Annotated in this window: 25 protein-coding genes; 7 read left to right on the top strand and 18 right to left on the bottom strand. The window is 46.3% G+C overall.

Features of this window, described 5'->3' with window-relative positions:
- Positions 1–67: 67 nt before the first annotated feature.
- The 8 genes from KFE96_RS15330 to coxB are packed head-to-tail and all read right to left on the bottom strand — an operon-like array spanning position 68 to position 6,251.
- The gene (locus KFE96_RS15330; RefSeq protein ID WP_255833424.1) at positions 68–781 is read right to left on the bottom strand and encodes an SURF1 family protein; all 714 of its coding nucleotides are present in this window, start codon (positions 779–781) and stop codon (positions 68–70) included.
- Between the two features lie 5 nt (positions 782–786).
- The gene (locus tag KFE96_RS15335) at positions 787–1,200 is read right to left on the bottom strand and encodes a DUF983 domain-containing protein (protein ID WP_255833425.1); all 414 of its coding nucleotides are present in this window, start codon (positions 1,198–1,200) and stop codon (positions 787–789) included.
- Between the two features lie 3 nt (positions 1,201–1,203).
- Complete coding sequence (locus KFE96_RS15340) at positions 1,204–2,052, bottom strand: cytochrome c oxidase subunit 3 (protein ID WP_247016648.1); 849 nt, start codon at positions 2,050–2,052, stop codon at positions 1,204–1,206.
- 56 nt (positions 2,053–2,108) lie between these two features.
- Positions 2,109–2,672, bottom strand: a complete 564-nt coding sequence (locus tag KFE96_RS15345) for a cytochrome c oxidase assembly protein (RefSeq protein WP_247016650.1) — start codon at positions 2,670–2,672, stop codon at positions 2,109–2,111.
- Positions 2,672–2,809 (bottom strand): hypothetical protein, encoded by a 138-nt coding sequence (locus KFE96_RS15350; protein ID WP_247016652.1) that lies wholly within the window; start codon positions 2,807–2,809, stop codon positions 2,672–2,674. Before KFE96_RS15350 ends, KFE96_RS15345 begins: the two co-directional genes overlap by 1 nt.
- Entirely contained in the window at positions 2,809–3,726 is a 918-nt protein-coding gene (locus tag KFE96_RS15355) for a heme o synthase (protein WP_255833426.1), read from the bottom strand. Before KFE96_RS15355 ends, KFE96_RS15350 begins: the two co-directional genes overlap by 1 nt.
- A 20-nt stretch (positions 3,727–3,746) precedes the next feature.
- Positions 3,747–5,348 carry a cytochrome c oxidase subunit I gene (gene ctaD / locus KFE96_RS15360; RefSeq protein WP_255833427.1) on the bottom strand — a complete coding sequence of 534 codons (1,602 nt, stop codon included), beginning with the start codon at positions 5,346–5,348 and terminating at the stop codon, positions 3,747–3,749.
- 12 nt (positions 5,349–5,360) lie between these two features.
- Positions 5,361–6,251, bottom strand: coding sequence for a cytochrome c oxidase subunit II (coxB, locus tag KFE96_RS15365; RefSeq protein WP_247016658.1), 891 nt, complete (start codon positions 6,249–6,251; stop codon positions 5,361–5,363).
- Between the two features lie 322 nt (positions 6,252–6,573).
- On the opposite strand from coxB, the gene tldD reads away from it, so the two are divergent.
- On the top strand, positions 6,574–8,007 hold the full coding sequence (gene tldD, locus KFE96_RS15370) for a metalloprotease TldD (protein ID WP_255833428.1): 1,434 nt from the start codon (positions 6,574–6,576) through the stop codon (positions 8,005–8,007).
- 55 nt (positions 8,008–8,062) lie between these two features.
- Here tldD and KFE96_RS15375 read toward each other — a convergent pair whose 3' ends face one another.
- The 4 genes from KFE96_RS15375 to KFE96_RS15390 form a co-directional block, all read right to left on the bottom strand.
- Positions 8,063–8,665 (bottom strand): PAS domain-containing protein, encoded by a 603-nt coding sequence (locus KFE96_RS15375; RefSeq protein ID WP_255833429.1) that lies wholly within the window; start codon positions 8,663–8,665, stop codon positions 8,063–8,065.
- Between the two features lie 59 nt (positions 8,666–8,724).
- Positions 8,725–9,288 (bottom strand): PAS domain-containing protein, encoded by a 564-nt coding sequence (locus tag KFE96_RS15380; protein ID WP_247016664.1) that lies wholly within the window; start codon positions 9,286–9,288, stop codon positions 8,725–8,727.
- 134 nt (positions 9,289–9,422) lie between these two features.
- Positions 9,423–10,049 carry a CoA transferase subunit B gene (locus tag KFE96_RS15385; protein ID WP_255833430.1) on the bottom strand — a complete coding sequence of 209 codons (627 nt, stop codon included), beginning with the start codon at positions 10,047–10,049 and terminating at the stop codon, positions 9,423–9,425.
- Positions 10,049–10,753, bottom strand: a complete 705-nt coding sequence (locus KFE96_RS15390; RefSeq protein ID WP_255833431.1) for a CoA transferase subunit A — start codon at positions 10,751–10,753, stop codon at positions 10,049–10,051. The genes KFE96_RS15385 and KFE96_RS15390 overlap by 1 nt, the downstream gene beginning before the upstream one ends.
- A 200-nt stretch (positions 10,754–10,953) precedes the next feature.
- Here KFE96_RS15390 and KFE96_RS15395 point away from each other — a divergent pair, with 200 nt between their 5' ends.
- Positions 10,954–11,223, top strand: a complete 270-nt coding sequence (locus tag KFE96_RS15395) for a hypothetical protein (RefSeq protein ID WP_255833432.1) — start codon at positions 10,954–10,956, stop codon at positions 11,221–11,223.
- Between the two features lie 22 nt (positions 11,224–11,245).
- Here the strand turns inward: KFE96_RS15395 and KFE96_RS15400 are convergent, their stop codons facing one another.
- Complete coding sequence (locus tag KFE96_RS15400) at positions 11,246–12,520, bottom strand: alpha/beta hydrolase-fold protein (RefSeq protein ID WP_255833433.1); 1,275 nt, start codon at positions 12,518–12,520, stop codon at positions 11,246–11,248.
- Positions 12,521–12,716: 196 nt separating this feature from the next.
- On the opposite strand from KFE96_RS15400, the gene KFE96_RS15405 reads away from it, so the two are divergent.
- Positions 12,717–13,439, top strand: a complete 723-nt coding sequence (locus tag KFE96_RS15405; protein ID WP_255833434.1) for a glutathione S-transferase family protein — start codon at positions 12,717–12,719, stop codon at positions 13,437–13,439.
- Positions 13,440–13,494: 55 nt separating this feature from the next.
- Here KFE96_RS15405 and ppa read toward each other — a convergent pair whose 3' ends face one another.
- Positions 13,495–14,022: an inorganic diphosphatase gene (gene ppa, locus KFE96_RS15410; protein ID WP_247016678.1), complete on the bottom strand. Its 528-nt coding sequence runs from the start codon at positions 14,020–14,022 to the stop codon at positions 13,495–13,497.
- A gap of 33 nt (positions 14,023–14,055) precedes the next feature.
- On the bottom strand, positions 14,056–15,018 hold the full coding sequence (gene ubiA, locus KFE96_RS15415; RefSeq protein ID WP_255833435.1) for a 4-hydroxybenzoate octaprenyltransferase: 963 nt from the start codon (positions 15,016–15,018) through the stop codon (positions 14,056–14,058).
- 92 nt (positions 15,019–15,110) lie between these two features.
- On the opposite strand from ubiA, the gene KFE96_RS15420 reads away from it, so the two are divergent.
- From KFE96_RS15420 to KFE96_RS15430, 3 genes are all read left to right on the top strand, one after another.
- Positions 15,111–15,851 carry a 16S rRNA (uracil(1498)-N(3))-methyltransferase gene (locus KFE96_RS15420; RefSeq protein WP_255833436.1) on the top strand — a complete coding sequence of 247 codons (741 nt, stop codon included), beginning with the start codon at positions 15,111–15,113 and terminating at the stop codon, positions 15,849–15,851.
- 122 nt (positions 15,852–15,973) lie between these two features.
- Positions 15,974–17,338 carry a glutamate--cysteine ligase gene (locus KFE96_RS15425; protein ID WP_255833437.1) on the top strand — a complete coding sequence of 455 codons (1,365 nt, stop codon included), beginning with the start codon at positions 15,974–15,976 and terminating at the stop codon, positions 17,336–17,338.
- A 106-nt stretch (positions 17,339–17,444) separates the two neighbouring features.
- A complete protein-coding gene (locus tag KFE96_RS15430; RefSeq protein ID WP_255833438.1) occupies positions 17,445–17,723 on the top strand; it encodes a lipid asymmetry maintenance protein MlaB in 279 nt (92 codons plus the stop codon).
- A 1-nt stretch (position 17,724) separates the two neighbouring features.
- Here KFE96_RS15430 and KFE96_RS15435 read toward each other — a convergent pair whose 3' ends face one another.
- Positions 17,725–18,240, bottom strand: a complete 516-nt coding sequence (locus KFE96_RS15435; protein ID WP_255833439.1) for a putative signal transducing protein — start codon at positions 18,238–18,240, stop codon at positions 17,725–17,727.
- 14 nt (positions 18,241–18,254) lie between these two features.
- Complete coding sequence (locus tag KFE96_RS15440) at positions 18,255–18,797, bottom strand: pyridoxamine 5'-phosphate oxidase family protein (RefSeq protein ID WP_255833440.1); 543 nt, start codon at positions 18,795–18,797, stop codon at positions 18,255–18,257.
- 155 nt (positions 18,798–18,952) lie between these two features.
- On the opposite strand from KFE96_RS15440, the gene KFE96_RS15445 reads away from it, so the two are divergent.
- On the top strand, positions 18,953–19,246 hold the full coding sequence (locus KFE96_RS15445) for a hypothetical protein (protein ID WP_255833441.1): 294 nt from the start codon (positions 18,953–18,955) through the stop codon (positions 19,244–19,246).
- Here KFE96_RS15445 and KFE96_RS15450 read toward each other — a convergent pair.
- Positions 19,243–19,596: an MmcQ/YjbR family DNA-binding protein gene (locus tag KFE96_RS15450; protein WP_255833442.1), complete on the bottom strand. Its 354-nt coding sequence runs from the start codon at positions 19,594–19,596 to the stop codon at positions 19,243–19,245. The genes KFE96_RS15445 and KFE96_RS15450 overlap by 4 nt on opposite strands.
- Position 19,597 lies beyond the last annotated feature (1 nt).

The following is a 19,597-nucleotide window of genomic DNA, read 5'->3' on the forward strand; positions in this document are numbered from 1 at the left end:
AATACTCTCAGCTTTACAATTATTGCGCAGAGCTAGTCATAATTTGTGATGCGTCAAAGCGCAAGCCTCAACTATTCCCACGACCTCTTTTCAGGCCAAAAAGTATATAGATGGCCAGAAGTGTAGCAGCTAAACCAAACCAAGTGATCGTATATTGAAGATGATTGTTTGGGATATCTACCCGTACCTGTCCACCAAGAGGCAAACCTCCCTTGGCACCTACCTGATCAGAAAATACCCGGAAGTGATAATATTCTTTGGTTCGCAGACCAAAAGCATCTGCCATTTCGTGTACGTTGGCTACATACCATGCATTACCAATTGGATCATTTGCAGGAGTAAAACTTGAAGCTTCGGCACTTGTCCGCAGCACGCCTGTAATACTCACATCACCCACAGGCAGTTCTGGTAGAATATCTTCGGTCATGGGTATCCAACCCCAGTTAACCAACACTGCCATTCCGAACGTAGTTTTAACAGGGCTATACAGATAGTAACCCGGCTTTCCATCAACATTGGTGCCGAATAGCTTAAGCGGTTCTGAGGAACCATGTGTGCCCGAGAAGTAAACTTTGCGGTAATTTAGTTGAGCTGGGTCATCCACATGTACGGGCAGCTTGATTGGCTCAGCAGTTAACCCTTCTTCAATCTGCGCAAGCATAGCTGTTTTCGGGCCAACTTTACGCGCCTGCCATGTACCAAGACTGCTTAGGATAATAAGCGAGATAACGGTTGCAATAGTAAGACCTGTACCCGGCTGAAAACGTTTCCTCTCTGCCATAACTCTTAACCTTCGTCTGTTAACTGGCCTTCATGAGCATCATGATGGAATTGCAACGCTACTAAAGTTGCTTTGATAACTCGAAGAAGCCAGATGGTACCACCAATGATCATAGCAATCAGAAAGATCATAATAGCCCACATGGGTAACCCGATCGCTGCATAGAGATATGCTCCGATAATAGCACAGAGCGCCCCAAGGATCATGATCACGAATATCTGAGCCCCATCACCCGCATCTGCTTTACTTAGATCAAATCCGCAATTCTCACAGACATCTCGAAGTTCCAAAAGACCGTTATAGATAGGTGCGTCACCACAGTTCGGGCATTTGCAGGAAAGCCCGGCCTTATACGGAGAAACCGACCGAGATTGCTCTCGATCGGTTTCTTCAACTTGATCTGATTGTTGGTCAGCCACGGATTATTGGCCGCCCCAGATGTATACGCAGATGAACAGGAATAGCCATACAACATCTACAAAGTGCCAGTACCAAGCAGCTGCTTCGAAACCGAAGTGATGATCAGTTTTGAAGTGGCCTTTGTATAGACGGCCCAAACATACTGCCAAGAAGATTGTACCAACGAATACGTGGAAGCCGTGGAAACCTGTCGCCATATAGAATGTAGCGCCATAAATGTTGCCAGAGAAACCAAACGCAGCGTGGCTATATTCATAACCCTGAACTACAGAGAAGATCAGGCCAAGAGCAACTGTCAGCCAAAGCGCCTGTTTCGCCGCTTCACGGTTGCCTTCAACAATAGCGTGGTGCGCCCATGTTACTGTTGTACCAGATAGTAGAAGAATGAGTGTGTTGATCAAAGGCAAGTGGAACGGATCAAATGTCTCAATACCTTTTGGTGGCCATACAGCTTCCTGACCAAGGGATGAGAATAGATCAGCCGGATCTACGGGCAGTGCTGGATATAGTGAAGCGTTAAAGAACGCCCAGAACCAAGCAACAAAGAACATTACCTCAGAAGCAATGAACAGGATCATGCCGTAGCGCAGACCAATTTGAACTACAGGTGTATGATCACCTGTTTCACCTTCGTGAATTACGTCTTTCCACCAAGCGATAGAACCGTAAACCGTACCTAGAAAGCCGATAATTAGAGCATAACTACCCCAACCGCTTGCGCCAAAAAGCTCAGCTTCTGGCTTCATTGCGAACACAGCACCCACCATCATGATCAATACAAAGAATGATACAAATGCAGGCCATGGGCTTGGGTTTACCAGATGGTAGTCGTGTTTAACTTCGCCCGCCATAAAATTTCTCCTGACAAAATACCGGAAAATCCGGCATTCCTAGTTCCCTAAATCAATCAGCGACCAGCAAGCACTTCCGCCATTTCTTCGTCATCCAGTACGAAGAATGTATATGAAAGTGTTACTTCGGTAACTTCATCCAAATTCAGATCCTCATCAATCGAAGGATCAATATAATAGACTACAGGCATCTGAACCCGTTCGCCTGGTTTCAAAATCTGCTCGGTAAAGCAGAAACAATCTACTTTCGCAAAATAACTGCCCGCTTTATGTGGTGCCACATTATATGTAGCACGCCCAACTAGTGTTTTATCAGTTGGATTATAAGCTTCATAATAAGCAAGCCCCTGCTCGCCTACCTTCAGTGTTTGCGAAATCTGCATTGGGGCAAAATCCCAAGGCATATCTCTGTGGGTATTCGCGATAAAACGAACACGCATATCCCGGTTAATAGTATTTACAGATGCCAGTTCTTCAGACCTTTGCGTCGTACCACCGTAACCTGTTACTTTACAGAACAGATCATAAAGCGGCACAGCGGCATAAGCCATACCCAGCATTGCAACCACAACACCACCAGCCATCAGAGCTACTTTTTTATTTTTGCTCTCAGCACTCATTATGGTGTCAGGCCCTTAATACGGAAATAGCTGATCACAGCAAGAGAGATAACAAAGATAAACAGGCTCGCACCGAGAACGCGGTTACGCTTTTTCATCTTGGTGTGAAGTTCTGAATATTTATCATCGCCTGACATTAGATCAGCCCCATAACAACACGTTCTGCAGCAAGTACTGCAAAAACAGTAAACAAATATAAAATCGAAAACAGGAACAGCTTCTTGTAGGCTTTTTCATTGCCGCGCCATACATAGAAGGCGAGCACAAGGAACCAAGCGCTAAGTACCGATGTAACCACACCGTATACAGGGCCAGCGAAGCCCATAAAGTAAGGCGCTATAGCACAAGGCACCATCAAAAGGCTGTATAGAAGAATTTGCTTTCTGGTTTCCTTTTCCCCAGCCACGACCGGTAACATAGGCACCCCCACCTTCTCATAATCCTTGTGGATAAAGAGAGAGAGCGCCCAGAAGTGAGGCGGTGTCCAGAGGAAAATAATACCGAAAAGCACAATGCTTTCGATTGTTACGCTATCAGTTACAGCAGCCCAACCAATCATCGGAGGGAATGCACCTGCAGCACCACCAATCACAATATTCTGTGGGGTACGGCGCTTCAGCCACATTGTGTAAATAACAGCATAAAAGAAAATCGTAAGCGCAAGAAGAATGGCGGATGTTACATTAACAAGCAGCCCCAGAAGAATTACTGAAGCCACTGAAAGTGTAAGACCAAACCCAAGGGCATCACCCGGGGTTACTCTTCCTGCAGGGATTGGGCGCTTAGCTGTCCTATCCATCACCGCATCAATATCGGCATCATACCACATATTGAGGGCGCCAGAGGCTCCCGCACCAATGGCAATCAGCACAATAGCAGCGATTGCGATAACCGGGTTCATAGAACCAGGAGCCGCAATCAATCCTACAAATGCGGTGAAGATCACAAGTGACATAACACGAGGCTTCAACAATGCGATGAAGTCCCCTGCTTCCGCTTCCTGCCCTGAGGCAGGAAGATCACTTTTAATCGTGGATGTTAGACTATCAGCCAACGTTCCAATTCCTACTCAACTTACTTGATTTTTGGTAGTTCGTTGAACTGGTGGAATGGAGGAGGTGAAGATAGTGTCCACTCAAGCGTAGTAGCACCTTCGCCCCACTGGTTATCCGCCACAGTCTTCTTACGAGACAGTGTGATACCCATAACAACCATGAACAATACAACACCAGCAAGCGTTACCAGATAACCGATAGACGAAATGTAGTTCCAGTATGCATACGCATCTGGATAATCAACATAACGGCGTGGCATACCCTGCAGACCTAGGAAGTGCTGCGGGAAGAAGATCAGGTTCACACCTACGAATGTTACCCAGAACTGAAGCTTCGCAAGGAAGTTCGGGTATTCACGACCAGACATTTTACCAACCCAGTAATAGAGGCCAGCGAAGATCGCAAACACTGCACCAAGCGATAGTACATAGTGGAAGTGAGCAACCACATAGTAAGTATCGTGAAGAACAATATCAGCACCAGCGTTTGAAAGTACAACGCCTGTCACACCACCAACTGTAAACAGAAGGATGAAGGCAATAGCGTACATCATTGGTACTTCGAAGGTGATGGAACCACCCCACATTGTTGCAATCCAAGAGAAGATTTTCACACCTGTCGGAACCGCAATAACCATTGTCGCAGCTACGAAGTAAGCTTTTGTATCTACATCAAGGCCAACTGTGTACATGTGGTGCGCCCACACTACGAAGCCGATGAAACCGATCGCTGCCATCGCATACGCCATTCCAAGGTAACCGAAAATCGGCTTACGAGAGAATGTAGAAATGATGTGGCTCACGATTCCAAATGCAGGCAGGATCATGATGTATACTTCAGGGTGACCAAAGAACCAGAACAGGTGCTGGAACAGAATTGGATCACCGCCACCAGCAGGATCAAAGAATGTTGTGCCGAAGTTACGGTCAGTCAGCAACATTGTGATCGCGCCTGCTAGTACAGGCAGAGACAGAAGAAGCAAGAATGCAGTGATCAGTACTGACCAAGCAAACAGCGGCATCTTGTGAATTGTCATGCCCGGAGCACGCATATTGAAAATAGTTGTGATGTAGTTAATCGCACCCATAATCGAAGAAGCACCAGCCACGTGAAGCGAGAAGATCGCTAAGTCCATTGAAGGACCAGGGTGACCAGTTGTTGATAGTGGTGCATATGCGGTCCAGCCGCCACCGAAACCAGCAGCACCCGGCGCACCTTCTACAACAGTAGAAAGAAGCAGCAGAATAAACGCTGGAGGCATAAGCCAGAAAGAAATGTTATTCATGCGAGGAAACGCCATATCTGGCGCACCAATCATTAGCGGTACGAAATAGTTACCAAAGCCACCAATCAGAGCAGGCATAACCATGAAGAATACCATGATAAGGCCGTGACCAGTTGTCAGCACGTTAAACATGTGACGCGCTTCTTCTTCAGAGATGCCTAGAACGCTAGGAAGGAACTGAACGCCCGGCTCCATAAGCTCCATACGCATCAGACCGGACATAGCAAAGCCGATCACGCCCGCAAAAAATGCGAACCATAGATACATCACACCGATGTCTTTGTGGTTGGTGGAAAGTACCCACCGCTTCCACCCAGTTGGGTCTGCGTGTGCCATTACTTTCTCTCCTTAGCGACCAAGCTGTGTAGTAGCAGCGTCAGCATAGTTTAGCTTCGCTAGCTCTACCCACTTGGCAAAATCTTCTTTTGAAACAACTTCTACTGCGATCGGCATGTAAGCGTGGTCTTTACCACATAGCTCTGAACACTGACCGTAGTATGTACCAACATGGTCTACTTCGAACCAAGTTTCGTTCAAACGGCCTGGTACAGCATCAAGCTTCACACCAAACGCTGGAACAGTCCAAGCGTGGATCACATCAGAACCGGTAAGCTGAACCTTGATCTTCGTATTCACAGGAACAACCAGACGGTTATCTGTATCAAGAAGACGTGCGTTCAGTTTTGCTGGACGGCCTAGGAATGCAGAAAGATCTCGTTCGTATGTTGCGCGCTCATCAGCATTTTTAAATGCACTGTCAGGCACAAGTAGAGATGTGAACTCAATATCGCCATGATCCGGGTAAGAATAAGTCCAGTTCCACTGGTTACCTGTCACCTTGATCGCAAACTCTGTCTCAGGAACAACGTCCTGATAATAAAGAAGCGGTAGTGAAGTTGCACCGATCACCGCAAGGATAATGATTGGAACGCCAGTCCAGATAATTTCAATCACTGTGTTGTGACTTACTTTAGATGGATTTGGGTTCGCTTTCGCACGGTAACGGAACATTACATAGAACATCAGCGCAAACACAAAGATTGTGATTACAGTGATGATCCAAAGAAGTTCCATGTTAAACGCACCAACCTTAGCGGCCTGCTCGTTTGCAGCTTCCTGAAGCCACAGCCCCTTCTCGTGAGGTTGACCAAGCGGCCCCTCAGCCAAGGCGCTAACCGTAAAACCGATCATAGCTGTGAATGCAGCCATCAAACCGGCGGTAAGCCTTTTAACGCTCATAGTTCTGCTTTCCTTTTATTTCCTACCCCTAACACGGGCACCCTGCAGACAACCTACCCTGAAGTCTACCGGGGACCAGCTGCTCTGACAAAACCCCTAAAGGTCCTCACAGCTGGCATAATGAACCGTCGTTATAACGACACGTTGTCGCAGGCTCAAGCCTGAGAGCACTGTTACGGACATTTTTCTGCCAAAAATGTTAAAATTTCTATTCAAACGCTTGTTTTGTATGCGCAAGAGTACCATGCTTACGTATAGATAACAGCTTGGTTTGCGTCTTTTTGTCGCACAAAAGCTTGTAAAAAGATCACGGAGTACAGCCATGACCGATGCCCCTGCATCGCTTAATTTCTTTTTTGAGCAATCAGAACTTGATGAAAAACGTACAGAATCTCTCGTTTCTGAAGCTTTATCCGGTATGGATGACGGGGAAATTTATCTCGAATCCACTCAATCAGAATCATTTTCATACGATGATGGGCGCCTGAAGGCGGCTTCTTTTGATTCGAGTCAAGGATTTGGGCTTAGGGCCGTAGCAGACGAATCAACTGGCTATGCACATTCAAATGAACTTTCGGAAGCCGCTATTAAACGTGCGGCAAACACTGTTCGTGCAGTAAAAAGCGGCCATGATGGCAGTATGAGCCTTGCTCCAGCGCGTACTAACAAACAGCTTTACACAGACGAAAACCCGCTTGGCGGCATTTCGTTTGACCGTAAAGTAAAACTTCTTGAAGAAATTGATGAATATGCTCGCGCACAAGATGACCGGATCAGACAGGTAAGTGCCTCTATTCTTGGTAGCTGGCAAGCTGTAGAAATCATCCGTGCCGATGGTCACCGCGTCAGAGATATCCGCCCACTGGTACGGTTGAACGTCTCTGTAGTGCTTGGTGAAGGCGATAGACAAGAAGCCGGTAATGAAGGTGCCGGTGGCAGACAATCTTATGATTTCCTTTTTGATGAAGCGCACTGGCAGGCACAAGTGAACGAGGCTATTCGCCAAGCTAATGTAAACCTTGAAAGCGTTGACGCACCCGCTGGTGAAATGACTGTTGTTCTTGGCCCTGGCTGGCCCGGCGTGCTTCTTCATGAAGCTGTAGGCCATGGCCTTGAAGGTGATTTCAATAGAAAGAAGACATCCGCATTCGCTGGTCTTATGGGTGAACGTGTTGCAGCCCCCGGTATCACTGTTGTTGATGACGGTACTATTGATAGCCGCAGAGGTTCACTGTCAGTTGATGATGAAGGCACACCAACGGAACGTACTGTTCTGATCGAAGACGGCATTCTAAAAGGCTACATGCAGGACCGCCTGAACGCACGCCTCATGGGCATGACCCCAACTGGTAATGGCCGCAGGCAGAGTTTCGCGCATGCGCCAATGCCTCGTATGACGAACACCTTCATGATGGCAGGCGATAAAGACCCAGCTGAAATTTTGGCTAGTGTAGATGACGGTCTTTACGCAGTGAATTTTGGTGGCGGCCAAGTTGATATCACATCAGGTAAGTTTGTATTCAGCTGTACGGAAGCATACCGTGTACGTGGCGGCAAAATTGCCGAACCTGTAAAAGGTGCCACGCTTATTGGCAGTGGCCCTGAGGTACTAAAACATGTTTCCATGATCGGTAATGATCTGAAACTGGATAATGGCGTTGGCACTTGTGGTAAGGGCGGACAAACAGTCCCTGCTGGTGTGGGGCAACCTACCCTGAAAATTGACGGCCTAACTGTAGGCGGCACTGCAGGTTAACAAAAACTAAGCCTGATGTGCTTTTCCCGCGCATCAGGCCCCTCTGCCAACTGCTTCAATCCGGTTGTGGCACCCCTGCACCGATATCCACATATTCATGTAAGTTCGCAAGCGCAACGGTGTGTTTAGGCTGCTCAAAGAAGGCAGGCCTCTGCCCCATAGCGGGGGTAACGCATATTGTCATCACTTGCATTGGCTTCGATCCATCTTCACTTGCCATGATGGGCAGTGAGATACCAATAGCATAATCCTGAAATGTATTTTGCTTGCGGTTAGTCCACAGCTGCACATCTTGAGTAGTCCATACTGCAGCACAAGGCTTATTAGCGATATTCATGAAACGTTTAGCGCGCAATTCTCTAAGCTTGGCTTCTGTTACATCAAGGTAATTTTGCCCTGTGTAATCAGCGCCCAGAAAATCCATGTATAAACTGGGGAAATATCTAATACGAACTTCTTCATAAGAAATAACGTCAAGCAATAGAAGACAATCAAGATACTGGCTGATATCTCTTAAGTTCACGTTTTTTCTCAACGGCAGCAACTCATTACCTGCCCACTTTCTCCAAGTAGACAATATATGACGAAGTTCTGTACTTTCTGCGAATGCAGGTAATCCTATCTGAAGTTCCATTGCAATACGCTCACCGCTTTTCACTTTTGTCTTTAAAGTATATAAATCAAATCTCTTTTTAAGCGTGTCTTATCTTCCATCACTCAAGATACAGTCTGGGGCACACCAGCGCCAATATCCACATACATATGATTATTTGCTACTGTAACATTTGCAATTGGCTGATCCGAAAAAGATGGTCGTTCACGACCAGCAAGAGGGAAGCATACCTGCAACATTTGCATAGGCTTCAATCCCTTTTCACAAGCGATGATTGGAACCGATAAGCCTACCGTATACTCTTGCATCTTTCCTTCATGCTTACCAAGAGTAGTCCAAACGGCAGCACATGGGTGTGACACAACATTCATCATACGCGCTGCACGCATTTCCCTTAGAGCTGGCTCGGTTACTTCCAGATAATTTCTGCCCGTATAATCGGCACCGAAATAATCCATATATAAACTGGCAAAATACCGAATATTAATCTCGGCATGGGAAATCACGTCAAACAACATGACACAATCAAGATACTTACTAATATCCCTGAGGTTCATCTGCTCCCGGTTGGGAACAGTTTTTCCGTCTGCCCACTTATACCAAATAGCGAGCAATTCTCTGATTTCATCTCGATCTGCAAATGCTGGTAGGTCTGCCTGAAACCCCATTGCCTGCACTCCCCCTGACGTAACGTCTTAAACCGTACAAAAAGCTAAGTAAGGCATCAAAGGAATTTTGCAAACTTTGCTAATAAAAAAGCAGCCCGAAGGCTGCTTTCTTCATTCAGAAGCATATTACAAAGTTAAACGATAGTCGCTTCGGTCGCGGCTTTAACTTCATCCAGCGTTACCTCTGGAGCAAGCTCAACAACTTTAAGGCCACCTTCAACCACATCAAAGACACCAAAGTTTGTAATGATACGGTCTACAACACCTGTACCTGTGAGCGGCAGTGAACATGCCTTCAGCAGTTTGGTTTCACCTTTTTTGTTGGTGTGATCCATAATCACAACAACACGCTTCACACCGGCAACAAGATCCATGGCACCACCCATGCCCTTCACCATTTTGCCTGGGATCATCCAGTTTGCGAGGTCGCCATTTTCAGCAACTTCCATCGCACCAAGGATAGAGAGGTCGATATGGCCACCGCGGATCATTGCAAAACTATCCGCAGATGAAAAATAGCTAGAAGTATCAAGCTCGGTAATTGTTTGCTTCCCTGCGTTAATCAGGTCGGCATCCACTTCATCTTCATATGGGAATGGTCCCATACCCAGCATACCGTTTTCCGATTGAAGCGTTACATTCACACCTGCAGGAATATAGTTCGCTACGAGCGTTGGAATACCAATACCCAGATTCACATAAAAGCCGTCCTGCAGTTCCTGTGCAGCCCGAGCAGCCATTTGGTTACGATCCCAAGCCATTATGCTGTCTCCCTCTCGCGAACGGTGCGCTGTTCAATACGCTTTTCGTGGTTCCCCTTGATAAGACGCTGCACGTAAATACCTGGCGTGTGGATATGATTCGGATCAAGCTCACCCGCTTCCACAATCTCTTCCACCTCAACAACAGTGATTTTACCAGCTGTTGCCATCATTGGGTTAAAGTTACGAGCCGTTTTCCGGTAAACAAGGTTACCTTCCGTATCTGCTTTCCAGGCCTTCACAATAGAAACATCGGCAACAAGACCTGTTTCCATGATGAATGTTTCACCACCAAAATCCCGGTGGTCTTTACCTTCGGCAATCACAGTACCTACACCCGTTTTTGTATAAAAACCGGGGATACCTGCACCGCCAGCACGAATACGCTCTGCAAGCGTACCCTGCGGGTTAAACTCAAGCTCAAGTTCACCTTCCAGATACTGGCGTTCAAATTCTTTGTTTTCGCCCACATACGAGCTGATCATTTTCTTGATCTGTTTGGCATCAAGCAACACGCCAAGACCAAAACCGTCCACACCACAGTTATTTGAAATAACTGTAAGATCTTTGGCACCATCTTTATGAATTGCCGTAATCAGGTTTTCCGGAATACCGCACAGGCCAAAACCACCTGCCATTATAGTCATGCCATCAAAAAGCAGACCTTCAAGTGCACTTTCTGCACTATCGTAAATCTTCCGCATTGGTGTCTCCCAATCAAATGAGCCGAAAACACACGCTCACACGCGCTGAAGGTTGAAATATCGATTAATAGTTACATGTGCAACTAATATTTCTGTGTTCGATATAGATTACCTTTTATGTTGCCCTGTTGAAGCCACAATATGTGCATACTATATATAGAAGATATCTATAATAAAATGACTGCGACAGGAGAAACCCCATGATGCGCATTATGTGCCGAATAATCGGTGGAGCGCTCTGCTTTTTCGGTGTGATTGGTATGTTAACACCAATCCCATTTGGTTTGATTTTATTTGTTATCGGCCTAATGTTCCTGATCCCGAGCACCCCCTCTGCTGCACGTGGTGTTCGCTGGGCGCGCACAAAAGTGGGCATCTTTGACCGCGCAATGACTGCGATCACTAATCGAGCGCCTATGCCGTACCGCCGGGTTCTTCGCCAAACAGAAATCAATAGCTACGATTGGTAGCCCAAATCCGGGCTACTAGAATTTACTTAAGAGCTGCCAGCTTTTCTTGCAGTTCGTTTAAGCGTTCGTCTTTTTTATCTTTGGCTAGATCAACTGCACGTTCATACATTTTCTTTGCCTGCCCTGTGCGCTCAGCCGCGGCATAGGCCTCCCCCAAGCCAGCATAAGCGCCAACTGAAGATGGGAAGCGTGCAACAAGCCTTTCATACATTTTCACAGCAGCTCTAGCTTTGCCGTGTTTCAGATAGAATTGTGCATAGGCATTGATCCAATATGCCCGTTGGCGTGCAAAATACCGATCAAAGTTCGCACGCAGGCGGTCCATCAAGGCTACATCATCATTCTGCATAGCAATACGTGCCATCCAGAAAATTCCATCCTCTGATACATCTTTTGAAACGCCGTATTTGTCACCACGAGCTCGGTAAAAACGTTTCACGCCTTCAAGACCACCAAACGCCTTAAATTCTTCCATGGTTTTGAAAATAGGGTCGCCATAATCAGCAAAGCGCTTTCTAAGGCCAGAGTATAAAAGCACATGCGGCGTTGTAATGTGCTCTTCTCCTGTCGTTTCGGTAAAGTGCCATTCAAGATTTGAAGGTGCACTCTCTTCCAAAACTCCAGCAAGAGCTTGGGTACCTTCAATCACAGGGCTTTCGGTCGTATCCGCACCAAACGAAAGGAATTTATTTTGCTCAAATGCTTCAAGTTCAGCAAGTAATTGAGCCGATGTTTTACCTGTATAAGATTCGTAATTTGCCACAGGGAACGGGCTTGAGGTAATCGCTGCCTCAAAGGTATCAGGCGCCTTAAGAAGAGCATGAATGGCAAAGCCACCTGTATATGCCCATCCTGCAAGCGTGTTACCTCCTCGAGTTCGGTAATTACTTTCCACATAGGGAACCGCCGTTTCTTTCAGAAAAGCCAATACATTTTCTGAAGTTTCCGAGCCCGCAAAATAACGGCTGTTTTGCTGATCTGAATGCGGCACGCCTACAATAATAAGCTCAGGAATAAACCCCTTTGAAGAAAGCCTGTTTACAAAACTTACGGCGTGCTGGAACTGCCACTGCCCATCAAGCACATAGAGTACAGGATAGCTTCTTTCTTCTTCCTGTTCATAACTTGCTGGTAATGCAATTTGCAAAGCCTGCTCTTTTTCAAGATACGGTGACTGAAACATATATTGCTGCCCAATCACAATATCCTGTGCTGTTACACTAGTAGCCTCTTGAGCTTGTACTCCACATGTCATTATCGCCACTGCACACACTGCGCTTTTAAGACAGAATTTCATCGGTTTCTCCCCCTAAAGAATGGGAAGGAACCTATGATATCCTCCGGAGTACCGCAATTAATCTGCGGCAAAATGAATAAACGCACGTTTCACCGCAATATATACCTATCGTTTAAGGGTATAAACCATGCCCATACTGACATTTTTTGTCATCTTCACGTTTTATGACATAGTGCATCAAGGCGAGGAGATGACAATGACTGACAAACTAACATTACTGCAATTTCGAACCACCGAAGAGGTGCCAAACTTCAGCCCTTTCTGTGTAAAAGCGGAAGTACTGCTAAAAATGGCAGGAATACCATATAATATTGAAGATATTGATGATCCGCGCGGCATGCCAAAAGGCAAAGCCCCTGTAGTACGGGATGGAAACGAGCTAATTGCAGATTCAGAATTCATTAAAAGACATATAGAGACAGCCAGAGGCTTTACTTTTGACGCGCACCTAAGTGCCGAAGAAAAAGCTCAGTGCCATGCCTTCACCAAGCTAATTGATGAACGACTTTACTGGGCGCTGGTATATGATCGCTGGATCGACGAAGATAATTGGCCTCACACCAAGGAATTCTGGTTCGGAAGCATGCCGTTCCCACTTAAATATATTATCCCCGGTGTTGCCCTTAAATCCGTAAAACAGAACTTAAATGGCCATGGGATTGGTCGCCATACCCATGATGAGATTCATACGCTCGCAAAATCCGACCTTGATGCGATAGCGGCACAACTTGGTGACAAACCTTTCCTGTTTGGAGATAAACCTTCAACAGCTGATGCTTCTGCCTATGGTGTGCTGGTAAATTTGGCTCAAACCACAGCACTGCCAGCGAAGCTAGCCGATACGATCAAGGAATATCCATCACTTCTGGAATATGTAAAGCGGTGTAACGAGCATTGGTATCCAAGCAAATACCACTAAACAAAAAAGGGCCTCAACCTGAGGCCCTTTCCGTATTCTTAATGGCAAAAGAAATTTACTTCTTCGCAGCTTCAATAGATTTTGTGATTAGTTCAGCTGCTTTTTCCGGGCCATCCCAACCAACAATCTTAACCCACTTGCCTTTTTCAAGGTCTTTATAGTGCTCAAAGAAGTGACCAATCTGGTCCAGGAAGATCTTTGGAAGTTCTTCATAGCTTTGAACATCGCTGTGGAATGGGTGTAGTTTATCAACAGGCACCATAAGAAGCTTTTCATCCATGCCAGCTTCATCTTCCATAATCAGCACACCAAGTGGGCGACAACGTACAACAGCGCCAGGCATAATTGGTGTGTGGTTCGCAAGGATTACATCTGCAGGGTCACCATCATCAGCAAGTGTGTGAGGGATAAAGCCATAGTTACAAGGGTAACGCATAGATGTGTGCATAATGCGATCTACAAACAGCGCACCGGAATCTTTATCCAGCTCATATTTCACTGGCTCTGTGCCAGCAGGTACTTCGATAATTACGTTAACGTCCCACGGAGCGTTTTCGCCAATAGAAATCTTGCTGATATCCATAAGGAAAATCCTAAGAAAAATTAATTACACCAATCACCCGAGAATTTCCTGAAAGCGCGGTAAAAACTGCCCCGCAAGCAGGCTGGCAAATACGATCCAGCCAAAAGAAATATTCGAACGAAAAACTTCAAGACAAACATCCGGGGCATTTATATCCACACGAACAATCTGCCTCCAAAGCTGCACAGCAGCAAAGGTGATGCCGATGTAATAGAATTCTCCAAGGTTTGCAAGGTATCCCGCAGCTATTAACGCAAAAATAAAAATACTGTAAAAAACCTTAAGGGCAGAACCAGTTTTCTCGCCAAGTGCCAGAGCTGTAGATTTCACACCTACAAGAGCATCATCCTCCCTGTCCTGATGCGCATAAATAGTATCGTAACCCAGCGTCCAGAAAATGGTACCTGCATACATAACTATTGGTGCGGCAGTCAGATTTCCCTGCATAGCAGCCCAACCAACAAGCGCTCCCCAATTAAAGGTCAGGCCCAGCCAAGCTTGCGGCCAATAGGTAATCCGCTTCATGAAGGGATACCCTGCCACAAGAAGAAGAGATGAAGCACCAACAACAATTGCAAAGCTGTTTAACTGCAGCAATACAAGCAAACCAAGCAAGCACTGGACCCCCAGAAAGGCTGCCGCCTGCTTCATACTTACTTCACCAGCGGGAATCGGCCGGCTCTTAGTTCGGTCAACCTGAGCATCAAAATCGCGGTCCACCATATCATTGTAGGTACACCCAGCCCCGCGCATAGCAAGCGCACCAATGGCAAACAGCACCACATAATAAAAAGGCTCAACACTCACTTCACCACCAAGTGCTAAAGCCACTGACCACCAGCAAGGCCATAATAGAAGCCATGTACCAACAGGCCGATCCATACGTGCAAGCTTAAGGTATGGCCGCATCCGCTTTGGCGCGTTTCTGTAAACCCAACTACCTTCAACAGCATCAGCAGTTACAACAACATCTGGTGTATTTTGTTTCTGTGTCATGCCCTGTCGCTACGATGGTCCTGCCATAGTGTCAAGGAATGCTTGACAGAAGTTCTACTTGTCGCGATTTTCACCACAATCGGAGATGCAGAATGCGCAACAAAATTGATATCAGATTGTTTATTGAAACAAGCCTTCCCGGTGATGGTTTTATCACGCTTGAGCAAGATCAAAGCCACTACCTTGCGAATGTTATGCGCTTAAAGGCAGGTGCGGGCCTCGCGCTATTCAACGGGAAAGACGGTGAATGGGCTGCAGAAATATCCGACATTAAAAAACGCGCCGTTACTGTGCGCATCACTGAGAGGGTGAAAGAACAAATAGAAGAGCCTGATGTATGGCTGGTATTCGCCCCTATTAAAAAAGCGCGTATCGATTTTATCGCCCAAAAAGCAACCGAACTAGGTGTAGGACATCTGTATCCTGTCTATACACGCCGTACGATTGTAGACCGTGTAAAAACTGAGCGCCTGCACGCTAACGCCGTAGAAGCTGCTGAACAGTGTGAACGCCTAACTGTACCAACGGTTGCTGAACCGGGAAAACTGGACAAACTACTTGATAATTGGCCTGAAGACCGCCGTATCATGTTCTGTGACGAAGATTTGAGCGGCAAGTCAGCACATGAGGCACTCGCAATACTCAGCAACGCTACAAATGAACCATGGGCAATTATCATCGGACCAGAAGGTGGTTTCGATGAAAACGAGCGTAATCGCATCAAATCAATGCCCCAAACAACAGTCGTTTCTCTCGGCCCTCGCGTTTTACGAGCAGACACTGCCGCAATGGCCGCACTAACCCTGTGGCAATCCGCAGTTGGTGATTGGTAATTCTGCCAACTTTAGTAGGAAAAATGCTCACTTACGCGTGAAGCTAATTTACTTTTCTTGAAACAACGCTATCCAGCACCTAAATTCTGGACTTGCTTAAGGTTTTAGGGAACCATTTATTTATGTCTTCTTCACAGAAAGTTATCACGGCGAAAGCTGATCTTGTTGAGTATCTGGAAACAGGGTCAAAGCCTGATCGGTCCACATGGCGGATTGGTTCAGAGCATGAGAAGTTTATCTTTTATCGCCCTGACAACAGCCCCCTTGCTTATGAAGCACAAGGCGATAAGCCTGGCATCAAAGATGTTATTCAAGCATTTGTTGACCACGGTTGGGCCCCCTACGAAGAAAATGGTTACTTAATTGCCGCCAAAAAAGATGGTGCATCAATCACATTAGAACCTGGTGGGCAGTTTGAGCTGTCAGGCGCCCCGCTTGAAACTATTCACCAAACCTGCAACGAAACATCTTCTCATTTGAAGTGTACACAAGAGATTGGCGAAAAGCTGAATATAGGCTTCTTGGGCCTTGGCTTTCACCCCACTCTGAAGCGTGAAGAAATCCCGGTAATGCCAAAAGCACGTTACGACATTATGCGTGCCTATATGCCAACCGTTGGCACCATGGGCCTTGATATGATGCTGCGCACATGCACGGTCCAGGTGAACCTTGATTTCGCAAGTGAAGCAGACATGGTTGAGAAATTCCGCATCAGCCTCGCTCTACAACCCCTTGCAACAGCATTGTTTGCCAACTCCCCTATGAAAGAAGGCAAACTGAACGGCTTCAAGAGTCTTCGCAGCCACGTGTGGACAGACACCGACCCTGACCGCTGCGGCATGCTGCCATTTGTTTTTGAAGACGGCATGGGCTTTGAGCGCTGGGCAGATCACCTACTTGATACGCCAATGTATTTCGTACGCCGCGGCGATAAATATATGAATGCAGCAGGCCAATCTTTCCGTGACTTCATGAAAGGTGAGCTTCCTGCTCTGCCCGGTGAACTTCCAACTATGGTAGATTTTGAAGACCATATGACTACTCTATTCCCGGAAGTGCGCCTTAAGACATTCCTTGAGATGCGCGGCGCTGATGGCGGTCCATGGTCTCGCCTGTGTGCTCTTCCTGCATTCTGGGTTGGCCTTCTGTATGATACAGAAGCGCAATCGGCCGCATGGGATCTTGTTAAAAACTGGTCTATCGAAGAAATGGCGGCTATGCGCGATAATGCGCCACAGCATGGCCTGCAAACTGAAGTAAATGGACGCACATTCCAAGATCTAGCTAAGGAAGTTTTGAAAATTTCAGACCTTGGTCTTAAGAACCGTGCTCGCTTCTCCACCAGCGGTGAAACCGAACAAGGTTTCCTCAAATCACTCTGGGATAGCGCCGATTCTGGCAAAACACCTGCCGACAGCATCAAAGATATGATGGAAAGTGACTGGCAAGGCAACACAGCTAAGCTCTTCACAGAATTGAGCTATTAATCTTTTACGATTATTTACAAACCTAAAGATTGATTCTTATCCCCGCTTCTGTTCAACTCTTCGCGCAAATAGTAGGCGCTATTTGAGCATGAAGCGGGGGAATATCATGGATTTTAAAGTCGAGACTATCGACAAGGAAACCCACATCCATCTGGAGGGGGACCTTACATTCGATTACCATCTTGGTTTTCGAAAAGTTCTGGAAGCCATTACTCCCAACACACCCCGCACCACAATCTCTCTGAAAAATTTACAGTCGATGGACTCAACAGGTGTCGGCATGCTCAAACTTGCACAAGATCAAGCCCGTAAGTTTGGAAGCGAACTACACATCACCAATATCCCGGATGACCTACAAGTGTTTGTAAAACTACTTAAAGAATAAGCTAAAGCCACCGTAGCCAATCAATAATCATATAGAGCGCAATGGAAAAGCCACCAAGCGCACCACCCCATGCAAACGCAATCGGCATACCAGAAAAACGAGAACGTTCTTCCCTGTAATGGCTATCACACTGTAAGCAGTGAAACCATTTGTCCGATTTTTTTGCTGCTATCCTAATCCCGGGAATAAAGGTTGGCACTTCCCCTTCAAAAGGGTGAACGCGCACAGAACCACAGTGTTTACATGCATACTCTTCGCCGTCATCATCACGCCTTATAGGGATGGCACAGCGGGGCATAGTGACGATCTTTTCAAGAAGCTTAGAAGCTTCAGCATGATCAGTCGATTTAACCATCACATCTACGACCGAGCGGTAACCCGCTGCACGCATACCATTATCTGATACAAAAGTCTGGATACTCTCACCTTCCAACACAGATTTCAGTAAATCTGCATCACTAGGATCAAGGCCTGATCTAAGCATTACCAACTGGTCAATGTTGCTCTGCTGCTGCACAATAAACCTTCACTCTAATCATTCAGTCCAGTATCCAAACCATCTATGGATACAACATTTTTTTCCTGTTGATAGGCGAGAACACCTTCTTCGCCCTTGCTTTCAGCCCACCGAACCATTGTCGGACGTTCAGCCTTCACCTCCATTTCAGGCACACCGTAACCACAACTGGTTTGAACGCTTTCTACTTCAATTAAAATAATCTGCCGTACACCTGGGATTTCCGGGAATTCGGAAGCATATGTCTGATATTCAGCACTACCGACCCGCGCGACCCGACCTCGCCCATATATGCGGTAGATCAAGGGATTACGAGTAAAGCTATTGAACATAATTGTGATACGCCCATCATGCTTTAGATGGGTACTGGTTTCATTACCGCTACCAGTTACATCCAGATACCCCACCAGATTAGCGTTCAGAACACGGAAACTATCCATACCCTTAGGGCTCAGGTTAATGCGCCCCTCTGAACAGGCTGTAGCAGTAAAAAACATCGGTTGCTGTGCGATGAAATCCGCATGTTTATCGAGAATATGATCAAAAAAATCGGCCATCTAAACGTTCACTTTCATTAACAGCAAATTGATAAGAAGTCTCAGGTTATACTAACCATATAAGTATAAGAATGCCCCAATAGTTTCACAAAATTGTGGCAATTGGTTTTTATATGTAGGTGCTTAACTCAAGAATATAAGGCTAAGATCTTTTTGTGACACGGCAACCAATAAAGAAATTACTTCGATGGGCCGCGCTGCCCGTAGGTGGCTTGGTTTTTATCGTCGGTGCAATTACATTCCCGCTACCACTACCAACGGGGCTGATCTTAATGGTGGTAGGCATTGCGATCGCTTGTATAAATCCGCTTGTTTTGCGCTGGGTAAAACGCAAACGTAAAAACTTTCCCGAAACCAATGAAAAACTACGTAAAGCAGAACCTCATCTTCCCGCCTTTTTAAGACGCTTCTTAAGGCGCACAGATACCCGAAACAAAAGGGATATCTAAAGTCCTAATTCTGTACGCAACTTTTTAGTAAGCTTACCCGCAATAATCTCGTGGGCCTCTTCGATATAGCTTTTTATATCATCATCAGATAGAGCGCCGTCTTCCTGCACCTGCACCCATTTAGCACGCGCCAGATACGGCGCTGGTACAACGCCCTCCAATTCACAGAGTATCTGGTAACTGAGCTCACTACATTTGAAGCTCACCTTGGTATGCGCACCCTCGCCCCAAATACCAGCAATGGCAAATATCTTACCGCCTACCTTCCAAACAGAACTATCACCCCACTGGATTACATTAGTAGTTGCTTTTAGTGATGCGCAAAAAGCATCGAATTCATCGCGTGTCATG

This window comes from Kordiimonas sp. SCSIO 12603 (assembly GCF_024398035.1).
GTDB lineage: Bacteria > Pseudomonadota > Alphaproteobacteria > Sphingomonadales > Kordiimonadaceae > Kordiimonas.

What these genes read in the sequence shown, in the direction of transcription:
- KFE96_RS15330 (WP_255833424.1), bottom strand. Translation starts at nt 781, where the DNA reads ATGGCAGAGAGGAAACGTTTTCAGCCGGGTACAGGTCTTACTATTGCA.
- KFE96_RS15340 (WP_247016648.1), bottom strand. Translation starts at nt 2,052, where the DNA reads ATGGCGGGCGAAGTTAAACACGACTACCATCTGGTAAACCCAAGCCCA.
- KFE96_RS15345 (WP_247016650.1), bottom strand. Translation starts at nt 2,672, where the DNA reads ATGAGTGCTGAGAGCAAAAATAAAAAAGTAGCTCTGATGGCTGGTGGT.
- KFE96_RS15350 (WP_247016652.1), bottom strand. Translation starts at nt 2,809, where the DNA reads ATGTCAGGCGATGATAAATATTCAGAACTTCACACCAAGATGAAAAAG.
- ctaD (WP_255833427.1), bottom strand. Translation starts at nt 5,348, where the DNA reads ATGGCACACGCAGACCCAACTGGGTGGAAGCGGTGGGTACTTTCCACC.
- coxB (WP_247016658.1), bottom strand. Translation starts at nt 6,251, where the DNA reads ATGAGCGTTAAAAGGCTTACCGCCGGTTTGATGGCTGCATTCACAGCT.
- tldD (WP_255833428.1), top strand. Translation starts at nt 6,574, where the DNA reads ATGACCGATGCCCCTGCATCGCTTAATTTCTTTTTTGAGCAATCAGAA.
- KFE96_RS15380 (WP_247016664.1), bottom strand. Translation starts at nt 9,288, where the DNA reads ATGGGGTTTCAGGCAGACCTACCAGCATTTGCAGATCGAGATGAAATC.
- KFE96_RS15385 (WP_255833430.1), bottom strand. Translation starts at nt 10,049, where the DNA reads ATGGCTTGGGATCGTAACCAAATGGCTGCTCGGGCTGCACAGGAACTG.
- KFE96_RS15390 (WP_255833431.1), bottom strand. Translation starts at nt 10,753, where the DNA reads ATGCGGAAGATTTACGATAGTGCAGAAAGTGCACTTGAAGGTCTGCTT.
- KFE96_RS15395 (WP_255833432.1), top strand. Translation starts at nt 10,954, where the DNA reads ATGATGCGCATTATGTGCCGAATAATCGGTGGAGCGCTCTGCTTTTTC.
- KFE96_RS15400 (WP_255833433.1), bottom strand. Translation starts at nt 12,520, where the DNA reads ATGAAATTCTGTCTTAAAAGCGCAGTGTGTGCAGTGGCGATAATGACA.
- KFE96_RS15405 (WP_255833434.1), top strand. Translation starts at nt 12,717, where the DNA reads ATGACTGACAAACTAACATTACTGCAATTTCGAACCACCGAAGAGGTG.
- ppa (WP_247016678.1), bottom strand. Translation starts at nt 14,022, where the DNA reads ATGGATATCAGCAAGATTTCTATTGGCGAAAACGCTCCGTGGGACGTT.
- ubiA (WP_255833435.1), bottom strand. Translation starts at nt 15,018, where the DNA reads ATGACACAGAAACAAAATACACCAGATGTTGTTGTAACTGCTGATGCT.
- KFE96_RS15420 (WP_255833436.1), top strand. Translation starts at nt 15,111, where the DNA reads ATGCGCAACAAAATTGATATCAGATTGTTTATTGAAACAAGCCTTCCC.
- KFE96_RS15425 (WP_255833437.1), top strand. Translation starts at nt 15,974, where the DNA reads ATGTCTTCTTCACAGAAAGTTATCACGGCGAAAGCTGATCTTGTTGAG.
- KFE96_RS15430 (WP_255833438.1), top strand. Translation starts at nt 17,445, where the DNA reads ATGGATTTTAAAGTCGAGACTATCGACAAGGAAACCCACATCCATCTG.
- KFE96_RS15440 (WP_255833440.1), bottom strand. Translation starts at nt 18,797, where the DNA reads ATGGCCGATTTTTTTGATCATATTCTCGATAAACATGCGGATTTCATC.
- KFE96_RS15450 (WP_255833442.1), bottom strand. Translation starts at nt 19,596, where the DNA reads ATGACACGCGATGAATTCGATGCTTTTTGCGCATCACTAAAAGCAACT.